At 62.2% G+C, this 17,639-nt stretch carries 18 protein-coding genes; 9 read left to right on the forward strand and 9 right to left on the reverse strand.

The features are described 5' to 3' along the window. Positions 1-55: 55 nt before the first annotated feature. Together LVS58_RS15490 and aguA are read right to left on the reverse strand one after the other, a co-directional pair. The gene (locus LVS58_RS15490; protein WP_011953221.1) at positions 56-253 is read right to left on the reverse strand and encodes a hypothetical protein; all 198 of its coding nucleotides are present in this window, start codon (positions 251-253) and stop codon (positions 56-58) included. Between the two features lie 192 nt (positions 254-445). Beyond that, positions 446-1,552, reverse strand: coding sequence for an agmatine deiminase (gene aguA / locus LVS58_RS15495; RefSeq protein ID WP_233691802.1), 1,107 nt, complete (start codon positions 1,550-1,552; stop codon positions 446-448). Positions 1,553-1,829: 277 nt separating this feature from the next. Here aguA and rfbC point away from each other — a divergent pair, with 277 nt between their 5' ends. From rfbC to LVS58_RS15515, 4 genes are read left to right on the forward strand one after another with little or no spacing between them, the layout of a single operon-like run. After that, positions 1,830-2,375 carry a dTDP-4-dehydrorhamnose 3,5-epimerase gene (gene rfbC / locus LVS58_RS15500; protein WP_233691803.1) on the forward strand — a complete coding sequence of 182 codons (546 nt, stop codon included), beginning with the start codon at positions 1,830-1,832 and terminating at the stop codon, positions 2,373-2,375. A gap of 42 nt (positions 2,376-2,417) precedes the next feature. Continuing rightward, positions 2,418-4,232 (forward strand): sensor histidine kinase, encoded by a 1,815-nt coding sequence (locus LVS58_RS15505; RefSeq protein ID WP_233691804.1) that lies wholly within the window; start codon positions 2,418-2,420, stop codon positions 4,230-4,232. Continuing rightward, positions 4,229-5,635, forward strand: a complete 1,407-nt coding sequence (locus LVS58_RS15510) for a sigma-54-dependent transcriptional regulator (protein WP_233691805.1) — start codon at positions 4,229-4,231, stop codon at positions 5,633-5,635. Before LVS58_RS15505 ends, LVS58_RS15510 begins: the two co-directional genes overlap by 4 nt. After that, positions 5,635-6,090, forward strand: a complete 456-nt coding sequence (locus LVS58_RS15515; RefSeq protein ID WP_233691806.1) for a thioesterase domain-containing protein — start codon at positions 5,635-5,637, stop codon at positions 6,088-6,090. The genes LVS58_RS15510 and LVS58_RS15515 overlap by 1 nt, the downstream gene beginning before the upstream one ends. Positions 6,091-6,241: 151 nt before the next feature. Here LVS58_RS15515 and cysQ read toward each other — a convergent pair whose 3' ends face one another. Further along, the gene (gene cysQ / locus LVS58_RS15520) at positions 6,242-7,060 is read right to left on the reverse strand and encodes a 3'(2'),5'-bisphosphate nucleotidase CysQ (protein WP_233691807.1); all 819 of its coding nucleotides are present in this window, start codon (positions 7,058-7,060) and stop codon (positions 6,242-6,244) included. Beyond that, complete coding sequence (gene nudE / locus LVS58_RS15525) at positions 7,057-7,623, reverse strand: ADP compounds hydrolase NudE (RefSeq protein ID WP_233691808.1); 567 nt, start codon at positions 7,621-7,623, stop codon at positions 7,057-7,059. The genes cysQ and nudE overlap by 4 nt, the downstream gene beginning before the upstream one ends. A gap of 64 nt (positions 7,624-7,687) precedes the next feature. Here nudE and yrfG point away from each other — a divergent pair, with 64 nt between their 5' ends. Next, positions 7,688-8,350 carry a GMP/IMP nucleotidase gene (yrfG, locus tag LVS58_RS15530; protein ID WP_003255795.1) on the forward strand — a complete coding sequence of 221 codons (663 nt, stop codon included), beginning with the start codon at positions 7,688-7,690 and terminating at the stop codon, positions 8,348-8,350. An 83-nt stretch (positions 8,351-8,433) separates the two neighbouring features. On the opposite strand, the gene lysM is transcribed toward yrfG, so the two are convergent. Beyond that, positions 8,434-8,874, reverse strand: coding sequence for a peptidoglycan-binding protein LysM (gene lysM, locus LVS58_RS15535; RefSeq protein WP_233691809.1), 441 nt, complete (start codon positions 8,872-8,874; stop codon positions 8,434-8,436). Between the two features lie 175 nt (positions 8,875-9,049). On the opposite strand from lysM, the gene fdhD reads away from it, so the two are divergent. The 3 genes from fdhD to LVS58_RS15550 all read left to right on the forward strand — a co-directional run bounded on the left by fdhD (position 9,050) and on the right by LVS58_RS15550 (position 12,910). Next, entirely contained in the window at positions 9,050-9,880 is an 831-nt protein-coding gene (gene fdhD, locus LVS58_RS15540; protein WP_233691810.1) for a formate dehydrogenase accessory sulfurtransferase FdhD, read from the forward strand. Positions 9,881-9,885: 5 nt separating this feature from the next. After that, complete coding sequence (locus LVS58_RS15545) at positions 9,886-12,231, forward strand: FdhF/YdeP family oxidoreductase (RefSeq protein WP_233691811.1); 2,346 nt, start codon at positions 9,886-9,888, stop codon at positions 12,229-12,231. A 196-nt stretch (positions 12,232-12,427) separates the two neighbouring features. Continuing rightward, complete coding sequence (locus tag LVS58_RS15550; protein WP_233691812.1) at positions 12,428-12,910, forward strand: glycine zipper domain-containing protein; 483 nt, start codon at positions 12,428-12,430, stop codon at positions 12,908-12,910. 55 nt (positions 12,911-12,965) lie between these two features. Here LVS58_RS15550 and LVS58_RS15555 read toward each other — a convergent pair whose 3' ends face one another. The 3 genes from LVS58_RS15555 to hslO all read right to left on the reverse strand — a co-directional run bounded on the left by LVS58_RS15555 (position 12,966) and on the right by hslO (position 16,203). Then, positions 12,966-13,406 (reverse strand): acyl-CoA thioesterase, encoded by a 441-nt coding sequence (locus tag LVS58_RS15555; protein WP_233691813.1) that lies wholly within the window; start codon positions 13,404-13,406, stop codon positions 12,966-12,968. Positions 13,407-13,582: 176 nt separating this feature from the next. Beyond that, the gene (locus tag LVS58_RS15560; protein ID WP_233691814.1) at positions 13,583-15,124 is read right to left on the reverse strand and encodes a phosphoenolpyruvate carboxykinase; all 1,542 of its coding nucleotides are present in this window, start codon (positions 15,122-15,124) and stop codon (positions 13,583-13,585) included. Positions 15,125-15,303: 179 nt separating this feature from the next. Then, positions 15,304-16,203: an Hsp33 family molecular chaperone HslO gene (hslO, locus tag LVS58_RS15565; RefSeq protein ID WP_233691815.1), complete on the reverse strand. Its 900-nt coding sequence runs from the start codon at positions 16,201-16,203 to the stop codon at positions 15,304-15,306. Between the two features lie 120 nt (positions 16,204-16,323). On the opposite strand from hslO, the gene LVS58_RS15570 reads away from it, so the two are divergent. Further along, positions 16,324-17,118, forward strand: coding sequence for a phosphatase PAP2 family protein (locus LVS58_RS15570; RefSeq protein WP_233691816.1), 795 nt, complete (start codon positions 16,324-16,326; stop codon positions 17,116-17,118). Positions 17,119-17,145: 27 nt separating this feature from the next. Here LVS58_RS15570 and LVS58_RS15575 read toward each other — a convergent pair whose 3' ends face one another. After that, positions 17,146-17,547, reverse strand: a complete 402-nt coding sequence (locus LVS58_RS15575) for an RNA-binding S4 domain-containing protein (RefSeq protein ID WP_233691855.1) — start codon at positions 17,545-17,547, stop codon at positions 17,146-17,148. Positions 17,548-17,639: the final 92 nt, after the last annotated feature.

The following is a 17,639-nucleotide window of genomic DNA, read 5'->3' on the forward strand; positions in this document are numbered from 1 at the left end:
GGACCGGCCTCTTAGCGAGCATGCCCGCGAAGAGGCAGGTAAGGGTGTAAATCGATTAGTGCCACACCGCCATCAGCGCCTGCATCTCTGCTTCGCTGATCAACCCTTGGGGGTATCGCCCGGCAAGCAGACGTCGTGGGTCGGTCGTCCTGACCCTGATGCTTCCATGGTGTTTCAACCGCTTCGCCAAAAGCCTGAGCGATTGGCGATCAACTGCCGATGGGCGCAAAGCCGACTCACTTGCTGCGTTCATGTCCACACGTACTCCCTGGCCCGTGAGTGGCTAAATTTACGTAGGTATTGTTACAGATAAGAGGCGCGGCCTGGCCGTGCCATCTCGCTATCTGCTTGAAAAACAATACAAAACGTATGCCAGCTCGGCCTCCGGGCGTCGCCTGCGCAAAAAAGGCCCGTCAAATGACGGGCCTCTTCATTCCCCACGCGTTCAGCGCTTGACCGGCGCCGGCTGCTGTTGGGTCAGGCAGTGAATGTTGCCGCCCCCCAAGAGCAGCTCGCGACCCGGGATCATCACCACCTCATGGTTGGGGAAGATCCTTGCCAGGATGGCTCTGGCTTCAGCATCTGCCGGGTCGTCGAAGCTTGGGGCAATGATGCCACCGTTGACGATCAGGAAATTCACGTACGAACCCGCCAGGCGCACCGACGGGTCACGCTCCTGGCTGCCGGCGACCTGGTCGACACCGGCGCACTCTTCGGCAGTGGCGAACAGCGGGCCCGGGATCGGCATCTTGTGCACGATGAACTCGCGGCCCTTGGCGTCGCGGGTGTTCTTCAGCACATCCATGGCCGCGTGGCAGCGCGCATAGTTGGGGTCGTTGGAATCATCGGTCCAGGCCAGTAACACTTCGCCGGGGCGCACGTAACAGCAGAAGTTGTCAACGTGGCCGTCGGTTTCGTCGTTGTACAAGCCATCGGGCAGCCATACCACGGTGTCGACCGCCAAGTGATCGCGCAGCACCGCTTCGATCTGCTCGCGGCTCAGGTGCGGGTTGCGGTTGCGGTTGAGCAGGCATTCCTCAGTGGTGATCACGGTGCCTTCACCGTCTACGTGGATCGAACCACCTTCAAGCACAAAACCTTCGGTCTGGTAGCGCTGGCAGCGCTCCATTTCCAGCACCTTGGCGGCCAGTTCCTCGTCACGGTTCCAGGGTGCGTAAAGGCCGCCGTCGAAGCCGCCCCAGGCATTGAAGCCCCAATCTACACCGCGCACTTCGCCATGGTCGTTGATGACAAAGGTCGGGCCGGTGTCACGCACCCAGGCATCGTCGTTGCTGATTTCAACCACACGAATGTTCGGCTGGTCGAGTTGGCGCCGGGCGTTTTCGTATTGACCGGCGGAGGCCGCGACAGTCACAGGTTCGAAACGGGCAATGGCTTTGGCCAGTGTTACGTGGGCAGCCTGCGCCGGCTTGCCGCCCAGGCGCCAGTTGTCCGGGCGCTCCGGCCAGACCATCCATACCTGAGTCTGCGGGGCCCACTCGGCGGGCATGTGGAAACCATCGGCACGGGGCGTGGAGTTGAGGGTTTTCATGGGTAACCTCTGTGATGGCCCTGAGCCGGGTATGCTGGGGCGTTTGTCAATTTATAACCGATATATATCGATATTTGAAGCCTGAAAACTGAAGAATATCGCACCATTCAGCGAATTTAAATCGATAACAATCGGCACATATCAGCGCTGGTCTGGTGAGAGGAACGGCCTGCCGTCTACCATAGCCACACCTTATGCATCCTGTTACAGCTACGCGCGGAAATTTTCGGCAAGGCCGACTAGGGTCAATACTTGAACGACGGGCCAGCGAGCCGCTATGAACATCATCCCTACAGCAATCCCTGAAGTACTGATCATCGAGCCAAAGGTGTTCGCTGACAGCCGTGGTTTTTTCTTCGAGGCATTCAACGCCCGTGAGTTCTCGCAGCAAACCGGCGTGAACGTGGCGTTCGTTCAGGACAACCACTCGCGCTCCATCAAGGGCGTGCTCCGTGGTCTGCACTACCAGGTGGCAAACACCCAGGGCAAGCTGGTGCGCGTGGTGCACGGGGAAATCCGCGATATCGCCGTGGACGTGCGCAAAAGCTCGCCAACATTCGGCAAATGGGTCGCGGTGCACCTGTCGGCCGACAACCATCGCCAGCTGTGGATTCCGCCTGGCTTCGCCCACGGCTTTGCGGTGATGAGTGAATCGGCCGAGTTCCTGTACAAGACCACCGACTACTACAACCCGGGCGCCGACCGCTGCATCCGCTGGGACGACCCGCAACTGGCCATCGACTGGGGGCTGCAGCAGCCACCGCTGTTGTCGGACAAGGACAAGGTGGGCCTGCCATTGGCAGAGGCGGAACTGCTGCCTTAACTAGCGCATAATTGCGTCAGACTTTTCTGGCGCATTTACGTGATGATTGCAAAACCCACGCCCCCACGCCGTCCCCGCTGGCGCAGCCTGGCCCTGCTGGCGCTGATCTTGGCCCCATTACTGTGGCCCTTGCATCACTTGGCAGAACGCTATTACCAGGAAGAACTGGCCTCGCAGAACCGCCAGACCCTCGACCTGTATGTGGCCAACCTGCTCGGTACCCTGCACCGCTACGAGACCTTGCCGCAAATTCTCGGCGACTTGCCGGCGCTGCGTGGCGTGCTGGCCGACCCTTTCCGCCTGGAAGCGGTGACCAACGCCAACCGCCTGCTCAAGGACATCGTGCAGCAGACCGGTGCCGAGGTGATGTACCTGATGGACGTCAGCGGTAACACCTTGGCCGCCTCGAACTGGGACAAGCACGACAGCTTCGTCGGCCGAAACTTCGCCTTCCGCCCCTACTTCAACGAAGCCATGGCCGGCCACCTGGGCCGCTTCTTCGGCCAGGGCACCACCTCGGCCAAGCGCGGCTACTTTTTTGCCGCGGCCGTGCGGGACCGCGAGCGGATCGTCGGCGTGCTGGTGGTCAAAGTCGACCTCGACCACACCGAAACCCTGTGGGGCCGTACGCCCGAGCAGCTGTTGCTGACCGATCACAATGGCGTGGTCATCCTCACTTCGCGGCCCGACTGGCGCTTCCGTGCTACCCGCACGCTGACCGACGCCGAGCGCCAGGCCATCATCGCCATCCAGCCCTATCCGACCCAGGCCCCACAGCCGCTGGTGCTCAACCCGCAGGCCTGGATCACCCAGACCCGCGACATCAAGGAAACTGGCTGGCAAGTCAGCATCCTCGCCCCGCGCACACTGGTTGATCGATCGGTGCAGACGGTAATGGCCATCGGTGCCGGTACGTTGCTGGTACTGATGCTGTTAGCCGGCCTGGTAATGCAACGGCGGCGCCATTACATCGACCGCATCGACTTCGAAGCCCGTGGCCGCCAGGAACTGGAAAAGCGCGTGGCTGAACGTACCGCCGACCTTGAAGGCCTGAATACCCGCCTGAAAAATGCCGTGCTGGAGCGCGAAAACGCTCAGCAGGAGGCAGTGCGTGCGCAGGACGAACTGGTGCAGGCCGGCAAGCTGTCGGTGCTCGGCACCATGTCGGCCAGTATCAGCCATGAGTTGAACCAACCCCTGGCCGCCATCCGCAGCTACGCGGAAAACGCCGAGATCCTGCTCGACCACCAACGTACCGAAGACGCCCGCGGCAACCTCAAGCTGATCGGTGAGCTGACCGGGCGCATGGCCTCGATCATTGCCCACCTGCGTGCCTTCGCCCGTCGTGACCGCCATGCCCCGGAGAGCGTTGCCCTGCAGCCGGCTCTGGACGATGCCCTGGCGCTGCTGGCCAAGCGCCGCCGTGCAATGGCCGTAGAACTGATCCGCGACCTGCCGGAAGCCACCTTGTGGGTACAGGCCGGCGAAACCCGCCTGCGCCAAGTGCTAGGCAACCTGCTGGCCAATGCCCTCGACGCCCTGACTGAAAAAGCCAACCCGCGCCGCCTGTGGCTAAGTGCCGAGCAGCGTGATGACTGCGTCTACCTGTACATCCGTGACAACGGCCCCGGCTTCAGCCGCCAGGCCCTGGAGCACGCTAAGGAGCCGTTCTTTACCACCAAGACGCGTACCCAGGGCCTGGGCCTGGGGCTGGCCATCTGTGAAAGCCTGATGCGCGCCCTGGGCGGTGAGCTGCTGCTGGCCAACCACCCGGAAGGCGGCGCATTGCTGACCCTCCAGCTGCGTGTGGCCGTGTCTGGCGCTACTTTGCCCAATTCGGAGGACCCCTCGGCATGACCACCGAGACACTGATCGACAGCCGAGCCCAGGTCATCCTGGTCGACGATGACCCCCACTTGCGCCAAGCCTTGAGCCAGACCCTGGACCTGGCCGGGCTCAAGGTAGTCGCCCTGGCCGAAGCCCAAGGCCTGGCCGAACGTATCGAGGCCGACTGGCCCGGCGTGGTGGTCAGCGACATCCGCATGCCGGGCATCGATGGCCTGCAGTTGCTGGAACAACTGCACAGCCGCGACAGCGAACTGCCGGTGCTGCTGATTACCGGCCATGGCGATGTGCCCCTGGCGGTGCAGGCGATGCGCGCCGGGGCTTATGACTTCCTGGAAAAACCCTTTGCCACAGACGCCCTGCTCGACAGCGTACGCCGCGCCCTGGCGCTGCGCCGGCTGGTGCTGGACAACCGTAGCCTGCGTCTGGCATTGAGCGACCGCCAGCAACTGGCAACCCGCCTGGTCGGCCATTCACCGGCCATGCTGCGCCTGCGCGAGCAGATCGGCGCCTTGGCCGGCACCCGAGCCGACGTGTTGATTCTGGGTGAGACTGGCGCTGGCAAAGAGGTGGTGGCTCGCGCTTTGCACGACCTGTCCAGCCGCAGCGAAGGGCCGTTCGTGGCGATCAACGCCGGCGCGCTGGCCGAGTCGGTGGTCGAAAGCGAACTGTTCGGCCACGAGCCCGGTGCGTTCACCGGCGCGCAGAAGCGCCGTATCGGCAAGTTCGAATTTGCCAACGGCGGCACGCTGTTCCTCGACGAAATCGAGAGCATGAGCCTGGATGTACAGGTGAAGTTGCTGCGCATGCTGCAAGAGCGGGTAGTGGAACGCCTGGGCGGCAACCAGTTGGTCCCGCTGGACATCCGCGTCATCGCCGCCACCAAGGAAGACCTGCGTCAGGCTGCCGACCAAGGGCGTTTCCGCGCGGACCTGTATTACCGCCTGAACGTGGCGCCGCTGCGTATTCCGCCACTGCGCGAACGCGGTGACGACATATTGGTGTTGTTCCAGCATTTCGCCGATGCGGCCAGCCAACGTCATGGTCTGTCGCCGCATGCGCTGCAACCCGCGCAACGCGCCCTACTGCTGCGTCATGACTGGCCAGGTAACGTCCGCGAGCTACAGAACGCCGCCGAGCGTTTCGCCCTTGGCCTGGAACTGGCACTGGATGGCCAGCCCCCCCCGGCAGCAACACCGGCAGCACCACTGCTGAGCGGCAACCTCAGCGAACAGGTCGAGCAATTCGAACGCTCGCTGATCGCCGCCGAACTGGCCCAGCCGCACGGATCCATGCGAAGCCTGGCCGAAGCACTGGGTATCCCCCGCAAAACCCTGCATGACAAGCTGCGCAAGCATGGCTTGAACTTCGAGGGCGGCAGCGGCGGGCATGATGATCAAGAGGACAACCGTTAATGAGCACCGATAGCCAGTACCTGCAGTCCGTACTGCACAGCGACATCCCCCTGACACGCGAGATGGGCCTGGAAGTGATCGATTGGCAGCAGCACACCCTGCGCCTGCAGCTGCCGCTGGCGGCCAACGTCAATCACAAAAGCACCATGTTCGGCGGCAGCCTGTACTGCGCAGCAGTGCTGGTAGGTTGGGGCTGGTTGCACCTGCGCCTGCGTGAACTGGGGATCGATGACGGGCATATCGTCATCCAGGAAGGGCAAATCAGCTACCCGTTGCCAGTGACCGGCACGGCGGTGGCGCGTTGTGCGGCGCCGGACGAGAAAACCTGGGAGCGGTTCCTGACCCTGTACCAGCGGCGTGGGCGGGCACGGTTGACGTTGGAAACCACCGTGAGCAATGCCGAAAGTGACGAGCCTGCAGTGAAATTCAGCGGCCAGTACGTTCTGCACCGCTAGTACAACTAACACGGCCTTTGTAGGAGCGGCCTTGTGTCGCGAAAGGGCCGCAAAGCGGCCCCAGGATTTCAGCTTCCCCGCCAGAATTGTCGGGGCCGCTTTGCGGCCCTTTCGCGACACAAGGCCGCTCCTACAGGATCGTGCCGGGCAGTTAGATCAGGTTCAGGAAGGCCTGGCGCCATGCAGCATTGGCGGGCAATGCCAGGAAATACGGGTTAAGGAGCGACTCACGTGGCGGATACCGGAATGGCAAGCCATCCAGCCCGATCACCTCGCCGCAGGCCCCTTCCACCACGCCTTGCGCCGCTGCAGTATCCCATTGCGAAGTCGGCGCCAGGCGCGGATAACAATCGGCGCTGCCCTCGGCCAACAGGCAGAACTTCAAGGAGCTGCCAATGTTGGCCAGCTCCAGCTCGCCCACCGCAGCCCCAAGCCTGGACAACAGGGCTTCCTGTTCCGCGCTTGAGTGCCGACGGCTGGCAACCACGGTAAACCGCTGGCCCTCCGGGGGAGCGTTGCGAACCTGGATCGGTTGGGCTGCCTCGCCGGCATCTGCACGCCAGGCCCCCATCCTGCGCCCACCAAAGTAGCAGCGCCCATTGGTCGGCATCGACACCACACCAAACACCACGTCGCCGTTCTCGATCAGGGCGATGTTGACCGTGAACTCTTCACTGCCGGCAATGAATTCCTTGGTGCCATCCAGCGGATCGACTAGCCACCAGCGGCTCCAGCCTTGCCGCTCGGCCAGCGCAATATTGCAGTCCTCTTCGGACAGCACCGGAATCTGCGGCGCCAGCGCCAGCAGGCCATCGGCAATTACCCGGTGCGCCGCCAGGTCGGCGGCGGTAACCGGCGAATCGTCGGCCTTGTTGGTTACCGCGACATCGGCGCGCCAGAATGGCAGGATCGCCTCGCCTGCCCTCAGCGCCAGCTTGACCACTTCGTGCATCAGTTGCAGGTCGTTCATAGCTCCAGAAGCCCCCGCTGAATCAGCAGGTCACGGGCCAGGTACAGCGCCGCCAGGGCGCGGCCCTCAGTGAACTGCGGATGCATGGCCAGGGCTGACAACTCACGCAGGTTGACCTTGTCGACCCGCATCGGCTCGGGCTCGTCGCCTTCCAGCCGTTCTTCGTACAGGTCGCTGGCCAGCACCACCTGAATCTTCTGGCTCATGTAGCCCGGCGACAGCGACAGTTCGGTCAGGTGCTCCAGCTGGCGTGCGCCAAAACCGGCTTCTTCCTTGAGCTCCCGGTCAGCTGCTGCCAGCACGTCCTCGCCCGGCTCGATCAGGCCCTTGGGCAGCGACAGCTCGTATTCATCAGTGCCACCGCAGTATTCCTCCACCAACACGACGTGCTCGGCATCGAGCATGGCCACGATCATCACCGCGCCGTAGCCGTTACCCCGGCCCACCAGGCGCTCATAGGTGCGCTCGGCGCCATTGCTGAAGCGCAGTTGTACGGCTTCGACGCGAAACAGGCGGCTGCTGGCGACAATTTCGCGGCTGAGTACGGTGGGTTTCTGGCGCATGGGGCGGCTCCTTGGCGTGAACGGGTTACTATACCGTGGCTTGCCGACTGATCGAGAGTTTCCCATGCCTGTTCTTCCCTGGTCTGCCATCGATACCGTCCTGCTGGACATGGATGGCACCCTGCTCGACCTGCATTACGACAACCGCTTCTGGCTGGACCACCTGCCCCAGCGCTATGCCGAGCTGCACGGTGTAAGCCGGGCCATGGCGGAAATGGAGCTGCAACCGCTGTTCGAACGCAATGCCGGCACATTGAACTGGTACTGCCTGGACTTCTGGAGCCGCGAGCTACGCCTGCCCATTCGCGAGTTGAAGCGGGAAATTGCCGACCTGATAGCCCTGCGCCCGGATGCCGATACCTTCCTGGCGGCGATTCGCCAGGCCGGCAAGCGTGTCGTGATGATCACCAATGCCCACCGTGACTCGCTGTCGCTGAAGCTGGAGCGGGTGGAGCTGGCACCGTACTTCGAGCGGCTGATCAGCTCGCACGACTATGGCTACCCGAAGGAAAGCCCGCAGTTCTGGGATGCCCTGCAGGCGGATATCGGCTTCGAACCGGAACGCAGCCTGTTCATCGATGACACGCTGGCGATTCTGCGCAGTGCACGGCGGTTTGGTGTGGGACACTTGCTGGCGGTGCGCCAGCCAGATAGCAAAGCAGGGCCGCGGGATACTGAAGAGTTTGCGGCGGTCGAGGATTACCGGGAGTTACTGGTAGGCCTATGAGGCCCTCTTCGCGGGTGAACCCGCTCCTACAGATACTGTGGGAGCGGGCGCGCCCGCGAAGAGGCCGGTACAGGTTTCAGAGATCAGTCAGGAATACGCAGCACCTGCCCCGGATAGATCTTGTCCGGGTGCGAGAGCATCGGCTTGTTGGCCTCGAAAATCTTGTTGTACTGGTTGGCGTTGCCATAAACCACGACTGAAATGGCCGATAACGTGTCACCCTTTTTCACTGTAACGAACCTGGCCGCCTTCACCACTGGCCCTGTCACAGTGATCTGGTCATCCACGCTGGCCACGCCGCTGATGTTGCCCGCCGCCAGAATGATCTTCTCCTTCTCTTCCTGGCTGGCCACTTCACCCTTGAGGATGATCTTGTCTCCCTCTACAGTGGCGGTGATGTTGGGGTTGCCCAGGCCGACAGCTTCCACGTGTTTCTTAAGCTGCTCTTCGGCATTGGCGTTGCCTGGGGTAAGCAGGTCGATCAACTTCTCGCCGGCTTCCTTCACGAAACTGAACAGGCTCATTGCGCTCTCCTTGTTGACGAAACCTTGGACACAGGAGTCTAGGCCAGCTTTACCACTCCTGCCCTGCGCAACCAATCGACGCGGTCTATCAAGGCATAGACCCTAGCGATTAGACGCCGCCGGCCCGCACGCCTAGGCTTGTGCTATCAGAAAGCCGCCGGTATTCAGCACCCCGATGAACAGCAAGCCTCCGGTCTGTGCGGCCTCATCGCCCTTGTCCATGCCCGCCGCCAGCAACACCTACGATTATGTCCAGCTCAGCGACGCCAAACGCGACAGCACCCCGCTGGCCGAGGAAGTGGCCCTGGCCATTGTCTATAACGGCCTCAACCAGGCGGTGATGCTGGTCAGCCCTACCGACCTGGAAGACTTCGCCGTCGGTTTCAGCGTCGGCAGCGGCATTGTCGAAGGCACAGCAGAAATCTACGACCTCAAGCTCTCCGGCAGTGGCTCGGCAATGTACGCCGACCTGGAAATCTCCAGCCGGGCGTTCTGGAACCTGAAAAACCAGCGCCGCCAACTGGCCGGCACCAGTGGTTGCGGCCTGTGTGGGGTCGAGGCCCTGGAGCAGGCGCTGCCGGACCTGGCCGTATTGCCGGGTGCGCCCCTGCCCCCGGCCCAGTGGCTGGTCGGCCTGCGCGAGCGCATCGACGCCTTCCAGCCACTGGGCCAGCATTGCGGCGCCGTGCATGCAGCATTGTTCATGGACCAGCATGGCGAACTGCTGCTCGGCCGCGAAGACATCGGCCGGCACAACGCCCTCGACAAACTGATCGGCGCCCTGCTGCGGCAAGGCATCCACAGCCAGGGTGGCCTGGCCATCGTCACCAGCCGCTGCAGCCTGGAGCTGATCCAGAAAGTACTGCGTGCCGGCATACAGACCCTGGTCAGCCTGTCAGCGCCCACCGGCCTTGCCCTGCAATGGGCACGCAAGCACAACCTCAACCTTATCCATTTGCCCAAGCACAGCGCACCGCGGGTCTACAGCCCAGCGGCGGAGTCGTAACAGTCGTGACCTCGTACCAACCTCTTCCGGACAACGCCCCAGCCTCCCCTCCTCGCTACAAGCCCTACCACGGCCCCGCCGGCGGTTGGGGCGCACTGCGTAGCGTGGCCAAGGCCTGGGTCGGCAGCGATAACGCGCTGAAAAACATTCGCGCCCTGCTCAAGACCAACCAGAACGGCGGTTTCGACTGCCCCGGCTGCGCCTGGGGGGATTCGCCGGAAAGCGGCATGGTCAAGTTCTGCGAGAACGGCGCCAAGGCGGTGAACTGGGAAGCTACCAAACGCCGTGTCGATGCTGCCTTCTTCGCCCGTTACAGCGTCACCTCGCTGCTGCAGCAGAGCGACTACTGGCTGGAGTACCAGGGGCGTCTGACCGAACCGTTGGTCTACGATGCCCCCAGCGACCGTTACCTGCCGATCAGCTGGGATGCCGCCTTCGCCCTGATCGCACGCGAACTGAACAAGCTGGCCAACCCTGACCAGGCCGAATTCTATACCTCGGGACGTGCCAGCAACGAAGCGGCGTACCTGTACCAACTGTTCGTGCGCGCCTACGGCACCAACAACTTCCCTGACTGCTCGAACATGTGCCATGAGGCCAGCGGCGTGGCATTGGGGCAAAGCGTCGGGGTCGGCAAGGGTACAGTCACCTTCGACGACTTCGAGCACGCCGACTCCATTTTTGTCTGGGGCCAGAACCCCGGCACCAACCACCCGCGCATGCTCGATCCACTGCGCGATGCGGTAAAACGTGGCGCCCAGGTGGTGTGCATCAACCCGCTCAAGGAGCGTGGTCTGGAGCGCTTCCAGCACCCCCAGAACCCACTGGAAATGCTGACCAACAGTGACCGCCCGACCAACACCGCCTTCTTCCGCCCGGCCCTGGGTGGCGACATGGCGATGCTGCGTGGCATGGCCAAGTTCGCCCTGCAATGGGAACGCGAAGCCCAGGCCAACGGCGAACCGGCCGTGTTCGATCACGCCTTCATTGCCGAACATGGCCATGGTGTCGACGAGTACCTGGCCGTGGTGGACGCCACGCCGTGGTCGCACATCCAGGCACAATCCGGCCTGCCCCTGGCCGATATCGAACTGGCCGCGCGCATGTACTGCCGTGGCAAGCGGGTGATCATGTGCTGGGCGATGGGCATCACCCAACACCGTCATTCGGTGCCGACCATTCAGGAAATCGTCAACCTGCAGATGCTGCGTGGCAACATCGGCGTGCCCGGCGCCGGCCTGTGCCCGGTGCGTGGCCACAGCAACGTGCAGGGTGACCGCACCATGGGCATCAACGAGCGCCCGCCAGAGGCACTGCTGGATGCCATCGAAAAGCGCTTTGGCTTCCCCGTGCCACGGCGCAATGGCCATAACACCGTCGAAGCCATTCACGCGATGCTCGATGGCCGGGCCAAGGTCTTCATCGGCTTGGGCGGCAACTTCGCCCAAGCCACACCCGACACTGAACGTACCGCCCAAGCGCTGCGCAACTGCGAACTAACCGTGCACATCAGCACCAAGCTCAACCGTAGCCACCTGATCCATGGCAAGCAGGCACTGATCCTGCCGTGCCTGGGCCGCACCGACATCGACCTGCAGGCCGACGGGCCGCAGGCAGTCACGGTGGAAGACTCGTTCAGCATGGTCCACGCCTCCAACGGCCAGCTCAAGCCGCTGTCGACGCAAATGCGCTCGGAGCCTGCGGTGATCGCCGGTATCGCTGCCGCCACACTGGGCAAACAACCGGTGGACTGGCACTGGCTGGTGGCCGACTACGACCGCATCCGCGACCTGATCGGCGACACCATTCCCGGTTTCAGCGGCTTTAACCAGCGCCTGCGTAATCCGGGCGGCTTCTATCTGGGCAACAGCGCGGCCAGCCGCGAATGGGCAACCAGCACCGGCCGCGCCAACTTCAAGGCCAACCTGCTGCCCGACACACTGCTTGACGAACGCGTACGCGCCAGCGGCCAGTTGCCAGACCTGATCATGCAATCGATGCGCTCGCACGATCAGTACAACACCACTATCTACGGCCTGGACGACCGCTACCGCGGTGTGCGCGGCCAGCGCGAGGTGCTGTTCGCCAACGAAGCCGACATCATCCGCCTGGGCTTCCAGCCGGGGCAGAAGGTCGACATCGTTTCGCTGTGGGGGGATGAACATGTGCGCCGGGTGCAGGGCTTTACCTTGCTGGCCTTCGACATACCTGCCGGGCAGGCGGCGGCGTATTACCCGGAAGTGAATCCGCTGGTGCCGCTGGAGAGCATTGGCGTTGGTAGCCATACGCCAACATCGAAGTTTATTGCCATCAGGCTGGAGCGTGCGCGCGAGGACGGGCGCATCCTGTAAAAATGAAAAAAGCCCTGTTCCGTGGCGGCTCAGGGCTTTGTCATAAAGGTCTCAGACAGCTTAAAAACGATAAAGTTTCATAGTAAATACAGCAAGTTAGAGAATTGTGTACAACTCGTGTTACTCGTCGGATTTCCGTTGCCAGCCACGCCTCTTAGCCTCAAATTCGCCTCGTCATCCCTATGAGGCTCTCTTGATGAAGAAGTACTCCTCGATTCTGTTGTTGTCTTTCAGCTTGCTCAGCGGCGTTGCCATGGCAGGCGGCACCACCGAGGCCGGCATTGGCGGCGCATTGGGTGGGGTACTGGGCTCTGTCGTGGGCAACTCCATCGGTGGCAGCACCGGCGGCGCCATTGGTGCCGGTCTGGGCGGTGCGGCAGGTGGCGCCCTGGGCGCAGACAAACGCCAGCGTGGTGAGGCCGCTATCGGCGGCGCGCTGGGCGCCGCAGGTGGTAACGTGGTCGGTCGCTCCGTGGGCGGTACCACAGGTAGCTACATTGGCGCGGCAGCCGGCGGTGGTGCCGGCGGTGCACTGGGTAACTACATGGGTAACAAGGCCGACGAAGACGATTACCACGAGGGCCGCCGCTATCGTCGCGGCTACGACGACGACCGTCGTCACTGGGACCGTGGTCACCACTATGGCCACCGCAAGCACAAGCGCCACTGGCGCGACTAACGCCTGAGGGCCCTGCCTCGGCAACAAAAGCCCCGCCCCTGCCAGCGGGGCTTTTTTATGCCTGCCGCTCCAGCACGAGGCCGGACAGGATCACCTGCAGCGCCTCTGGCAACGCCACAGGCCGGCCACTGGCGCGCTCGATGAACACCTGCACTACCGTGCCCGCTGCGCACGCGTCCGATTCGCCCGGGCGGTACAGCGCCAGCCGGTACTCTACCGTGCTGCCCGCCAGACGCGTCACGCCCAACCCCACCTCCAACAAATCCGGGAAGCCCGGTAGCGCGTAGAAATCCGCAGCCGAACTGACCACGAAGGCAGCCAGTTCACCGTGCCGCAGGTCCAGCTCGGCCTGCTCGACGAGAAACGCCTGGATCGCGGTTTCGAAAAAACCGTGCACCGTTGCACCGGCGATGTGGCCGTTCAGGTCGTTGTCCTGGGGGCGGGTGAGGATCGGGTGGAAGTGGGAGAAGGCAATTCGCTGAGGGGCTTCGGTCATCTGACTGGCTCTTGTCTTCGCAATGGATGCTGACAGTGAAACAGAAAAACCAGACTTTCGCTGCTATGCGGGCCCGTTCGCGGGCAAGCCCTACAATGGCCTGCGCCCACGGCCCGATGTGCGCCCACAAAAAAGCCGCCCCTGGGGGCGGCTTTCTCGTTGCGGCTGAGCTCGGCTTAGAGCTGCGGGCCAGCGGCTTTGATGGCGTCGGAAACCTCGAACTTCTTGAAGTTTTCGATGAACAGCTTGGCCAGACCTTTGGCAGCCTCGTCGTAGGCCGCTTTGTCAGCCCAGTTGGTGCGCGGGTTGAGCAGTTCGGTTTCAACGCCCGGAACGGCCTTCGGCACGTCCAGGTTGATGATGTCCAGGTGCTCGGTTTCGGCACCGACCAGTGCGCCGCTCTGGATTGCAGCGATCACAGCACGGGTGGTGGGGATGCTGAAGCGCTTGCCAACGCCGTAGCCACCACCAGTCCAGCCAGTGTTAACCAGGTAGACCTTGGAGTTGAAACCGTTGATACGCTTGATCAGCAGCTCGGCGTACTCGCCAGCCGGACGCGGGAAGAACGGTGCGCCGAAGCAGGTGGAGAAGGTCGACTTGATGCCGCCGCCCGAACCCATTTCAGTGGAACCGACCAGCGCGGTGTAGCCGGACAGGAAGTGGTAGGCCGCCTGCTCGTTGTTCAGGATCGAAACCGGAGGCAGAACACCTGTCAGGTCGCAGGTGAGGAAGATCACTGCGTTAGGCTCGCCGCCCAGGTTCGCTTCCGAACGCTTGGCAACGTGCTCCAGCGGGTAGGCCGCACGGCTGTTCTGAGTCAGGCTGACATCGGTGTAGTCGGCGTGCTTGTTGGCGTCGAGAACGACATTTTCCAGTACCGCGCCGTGCTTGATGGCTTTCCAGATGACCGGCTCGTTCTTTTCGGACAGGTCGATGCACTTGGCGTAGCAGCCGCCTTCCATGTTGAAGACAACGCCTTCGCCCCAACCGTGCTCGTCGTCACCGATCAGGTAACGGCTTTCGTCAGCCGAAAGGGTGGTCTTGCCAGTGCCGGACAGGCCGAAGAACAAGGTCACATCGCCTTCTTCGCCGATGTTCGCTGCGCAGTGCATAGGCAGTACGTCGGCAGCCGGCAGCAGGAAGTTTTGCACCGAGAACATGGCTTTCTTCATTTCGCCGGCGTAGCGCATGCCAGCGATCAGCACTTTCTTCTGGGCGAAGTTGATGATCACGCAACCGTCGGAGTTGGTGCCGTCACGCTCAGGCTCGCACACGAAGTTGGCGACGTTGAGGATCTCCCACTGGTCGCGGCCAGCCGGATTGTACTGCTCCGGGTTGATGAACAGGCAACGACCGAACAGGTTCTGCCAGGCAGTCTGGGTGGTCATCTTCACCGGCAGGTAGTGCTCGGCTGCGGCCCCTACGTGAACATAGGAAACGAAGTGATCCTGGGCGTTGTTGAACGCCTCGACGCGAGCCCACAGGGCATCGAACTTGTCAGCCGGGAACTTGCGGTTGATCGGGCCCCAGGAAATGGCGTCCTGGGTGGAAGGTTCTTCGACGATGAAACGGTCAGCCGGCGAGCGGCCAGTACGGTGACCAGTCTCCACGACCAGTGCGCCAGTATCGGCTAGTACGCCTTCACCGCGTTGCAGCGCTTCTTTTACCAGCTCATCGACGCTCAGGTCGGTGTACACGGTGTTGTTGGCTTGCGTCATGAGATACCCCATCCGGCCCGAGGCCGAGTGCTCCAAACGTTTTGTAGTTGTCTTGAAAAAACTACTACAGCGAAAAAAGTGGCCGGATTATGCCAGAAAAGCCCAAAAAAAGTAGGCCCCTCCTGTCAGAACTGCGCTTTTGCGCAATTCGACAGGAAATTATCCTGTGCTTTAACGTTTCAGTGACGAGTTTCTGAGGCCACGTCCGTACCGCCACCCGCAAACAATTGCGCCACATCGCTGGCATCGAAGAAGTAGCGCTCGTTGCAGAACTGGCAATCGATCTCTACCGTCCCGCCACATTCTTCCACCAGCGCCTTGGCGTCGTGCTCGCCCAGACTGACCAGCGCATTGCCGGAGCGTTCCCGCGAGCAGCTGCAATTGAAGCGCAGTGGCTGGATATCGAACAGGCGCACGGCGTCTTCGTGGTACAGGCGGTGCAGCAGGGTTTCGTTGCCCTCTGCCCACTCTTCAGGCTTGAGCGTCTTGGCCAGGGCCACCACGTGCTGCCAGCTGTCTTCGCGCTCTTCGTCATCCGGCTGGCGATCACGCGGCAGTTGCTGCAGCAACAGCCCACGGGCTTTGCCGCCTGCGGCATTGAGCCAGAAACGGGTATTGAGCTGCTGCGACTGGACGAAGTAGTTGGTGAAACATTCCGACAGGTTGGCGCCGTCGAGGTCGACTGTCCCCTGGTAGCGCTGGCCCTTGACCGGGTCGATGGTCAGGGTCAAGTGACCGTCCGGCATCAGCTGCGACAGGGTGGCATCAGCCGAAATCTGGTCCGCTTCATAGCGGGCCATGCCGCGGATCTCGCGGTCGCTGGAGCATTCCACCATCAGCAGCGGAATCGGCCCAGCCGAACGCGCCTGCAGAATCAGCAAGCCATCGAACTTCATCGCACCCACCAGCAAGGCGGTGGCGGCCATCAACTCACCGAGCAGCACCTTGACCGGCTGGGGGTATTCATGACGCGCCAACACCGCGGCGTAGCTGTCATCGAGAGACACCCACTCGCCGCGCACATCGCGCTCGTCGAAGATGAAACGTTGGGTGAAATCGGTATCAGGCAAATCGCTCATAGGTTTCGGCTATCTAAAAAATGATGACAAAATGGTTACAAGGGTTGTCGAGAATCAGCGAGAACCCGTGACAGAGCGCTCACAAGGCGCTCCGATTCCTGTTTGCAATAGAGGTATTTTATGGACAATCGACCACTGTTCCAAGCAAGGTGGTCCTGGGGGCCATTGGCAGCCTGTACGCTGCTTCCCATCGCTCTACTGTGTTTCTGGTTATGGCCTTTTGGCCAGATCCTGTGCCTGACTTTCGACGAGTGGCTGTTCCGCAGCCTGAATGCGCCGCTGGCCGAGAGCACCACCTGGCGCTACATCTGGACCATCGGCAGCCTACGCCCGTTCGACATCGTCGTCGGCCTGATCCTGCTCGCGGTGCTCATTCGTGGTGACTGGGTGTTCAAGGCCGCTCAGGTTCGCCAGGCATTTTTCGGCTTTCTGGTCACGCTACTCCTCTTAGTGGTGATTCGCGCGCTGTTTTCCAAGTGGGTGGATGCCGCCGGGTGGCAACACAAGAGCCCATCGATGATCTTCGACGACGTCGTGCACCTGAGTGACTATTACCCGAACCTGGAGGCAACCTGGGAACTCAAGGACCGTTCCAGCAAAAGTTTCCCAGGTGATCACGCCTCGGTGTTGCTGATCTGGGCGTTGTTCATGAGCGTGTTCAGCCGCCGCCTTGTGCAATACCTGGTGGTGTGGGGGCTCGCAGCGGTGTTCATGCTGCCGCGCCTGGTGGCCGGCGCCCACTGGGGGCAGGACGACTACATCGGCGGCTTGCTGATGGCCGTACTGGCGTTGGGCTGGAGCTACTACACGCCGCTGGCGGCCAAAGGCAGCGAGGTGTTGATGCGCTGGACAGCGCCGTTGTTCAAGCTGCTGTCCACGTTGCCGGTGGTCGGACGAATGGCGGTGTTGCGCTAGATTCCTGGGGCTGCACAGCAGCCCCATTCAATCGTAACTTCCATGCAGTTGGTGAATCTGCCGCCGCTGCTTCTTGGTCGGCCGGCCATCGGTGGTCACACCCATGGCCCCGGCCTTACGCATCTCAGCCGCCTGTTCACGGCGACGCACACTTTCTTCGGTTTCCTCGTACAGCGCCTGCGCCTCTGGGGCACCACGACGCACCACCGACAACGCCCTCACCACCACCGTGCGCTCATCGAAGCCGGTACGCAGTACGAACTCGTCGCCTACCCGCGGCTCCTTGCCCGGCTTGCAACGCTCGCCCCGGCAATGCACCTTGCCACTCTCGATCGCCGCCTTGGCCAGCGCTCGCGTCTTGTAGAAGCGCGCCGCCCACAGCCATTTGTCCAGGCGAACCTTGTCGTCGTCTTCGGCTTTTTGTGCCATCGCGTTACCTCGGATTCTGTCTTTCATCGAACTGTACTACCTTCACATACGGATGCAAAAAGTCCCCGCCGTGCTTAAAGTTCACCACCTCA

The organism is Pseudomonas sp. JR33AA, from assembly GCF_021378985.1.
In the GTDB taxonomy this organism is placed as follows: Bacteria; Pseudomonadota; Gammaproteobacteria; order Pseudomonadales; family Pseudomonadaceae; genus Aquipseudomonas; species Aquipseudomonas alloputida.

Bases quoted from the DNA above. Each gene is read 5' to 3' on its own strand.
- LVS58_RS15490 (WP_011953221.1), bottom strand. From the start codon at position 253: ATGAACGCAGCAAGTGAGTCGGCTTTGCGCCCATCGGCAGTTGATCGC.
- aguA (WP_233691802.1), bottom strand. From the start codon at position 1,552: ATGAAAACCCTCAACTCCACGCCCCGTGCCGATGGTTTCCACATGCCC.
- rfbC (WP_233691803.1), top strand. From the start codon at position 1,830: ATGAACATCATCCCTACAGCAATCCCTGAAGTACTGATCATCGAGCCA.
- LVS58_RS15505 (WP_233691804.1), top strand. From the start codon at position 2,418: ATGATTGCAAAACCCACGCCCCCACGCCGTCCCCGCTGGCGCAGCCTG.
- LVS58_RS15510 (WP_233691805.1), top strand. From the start codon at position 4,229: ATGACCACCGAGACACTGATCGACAGCCGAGCCCAGGTCATCCTGGTC.
- LVS58_RS15515 (WP_233691806.1), top strand. From the start codon at position 5,635: ATGAGCACCGATAGCCAGTACCTGCAGTCCGTACTGCACAGCGACATC.
- cysQ (WP_233691807.1), bottom strand. From the start codon at position 7,060: ATGAACGACCTGCAACTGATGCACGAAGTGGTCAAGCTGGCGCTGAGG.
- nudE (WP_233691808.1), bottom strand. From the start codon at position 7,623: ATGCGCCAGAAACCCACCGTACTCAGCCGCGAAATTGTCGCCAGCAGC.
- yrfG (WP_003255795.1), top strand. From the start codon at position 7,688: ATGCCTGTTCTTCCCTGGTCTGCCATCGATACCGTCCTGCTGGACATG.
- lysM (WP_233691809.1), bottom strand. From the start codon at position 8,874: ATGAGCCTGTTCAGTTTCGTGAAGGAAGCCGGCGAGAAGTTGATCGAC.
- fdhD (WP_233691810.1), top strand. From the start codon at position 9,050: ATGAACAGCAAGCCTCCGGTCTGTGCGGCCTCATCGCCCTTGTCCATG.
- LVS58_RS15550 (WP_233691812.1), top strand. From the start codon at position 12,428: ATGAAGAAGTACTCCTCGATTCTGTTGTTGTCTTTCAGCTTGCTCAGC.
- LVS58_RS15555 (WP_233691813.1), bottom strand. From the start codon at position 13,406: ATGACCGAAGCCCCTCAGCGAATTGCCTTCTCCCACTTCCACCCGATC.
- LVS58_RS15560 (WP_233691814.1), bottom strand. From the start codon at position 15,124: ATGACGCAAGCCAACAACACCGTGTACACCGACCTGAGCGTCGATGAG.
- hslO (WP_233691815.1), bottom strand. From the start codon at position 16,203: ATGAGCGATTTGCCTGATACCGATTTCACCCAACGTTTCATCTTCGAC.
- LVS58_RS15570 (WP_233691816.1), top strand. From the start codon at position 16,324: ATGGACAATCGACCACTGTTCCAAGCAAGGTGGTCCTGGGGGCCATTG.
- LVS58_RS15575 (WP_233691855.1), bottom strand. From the start codon at position 17,547: ATGGCACAAAAAGCCGAAGACGACGACAAGGTTCGCCTGGACAAATGG.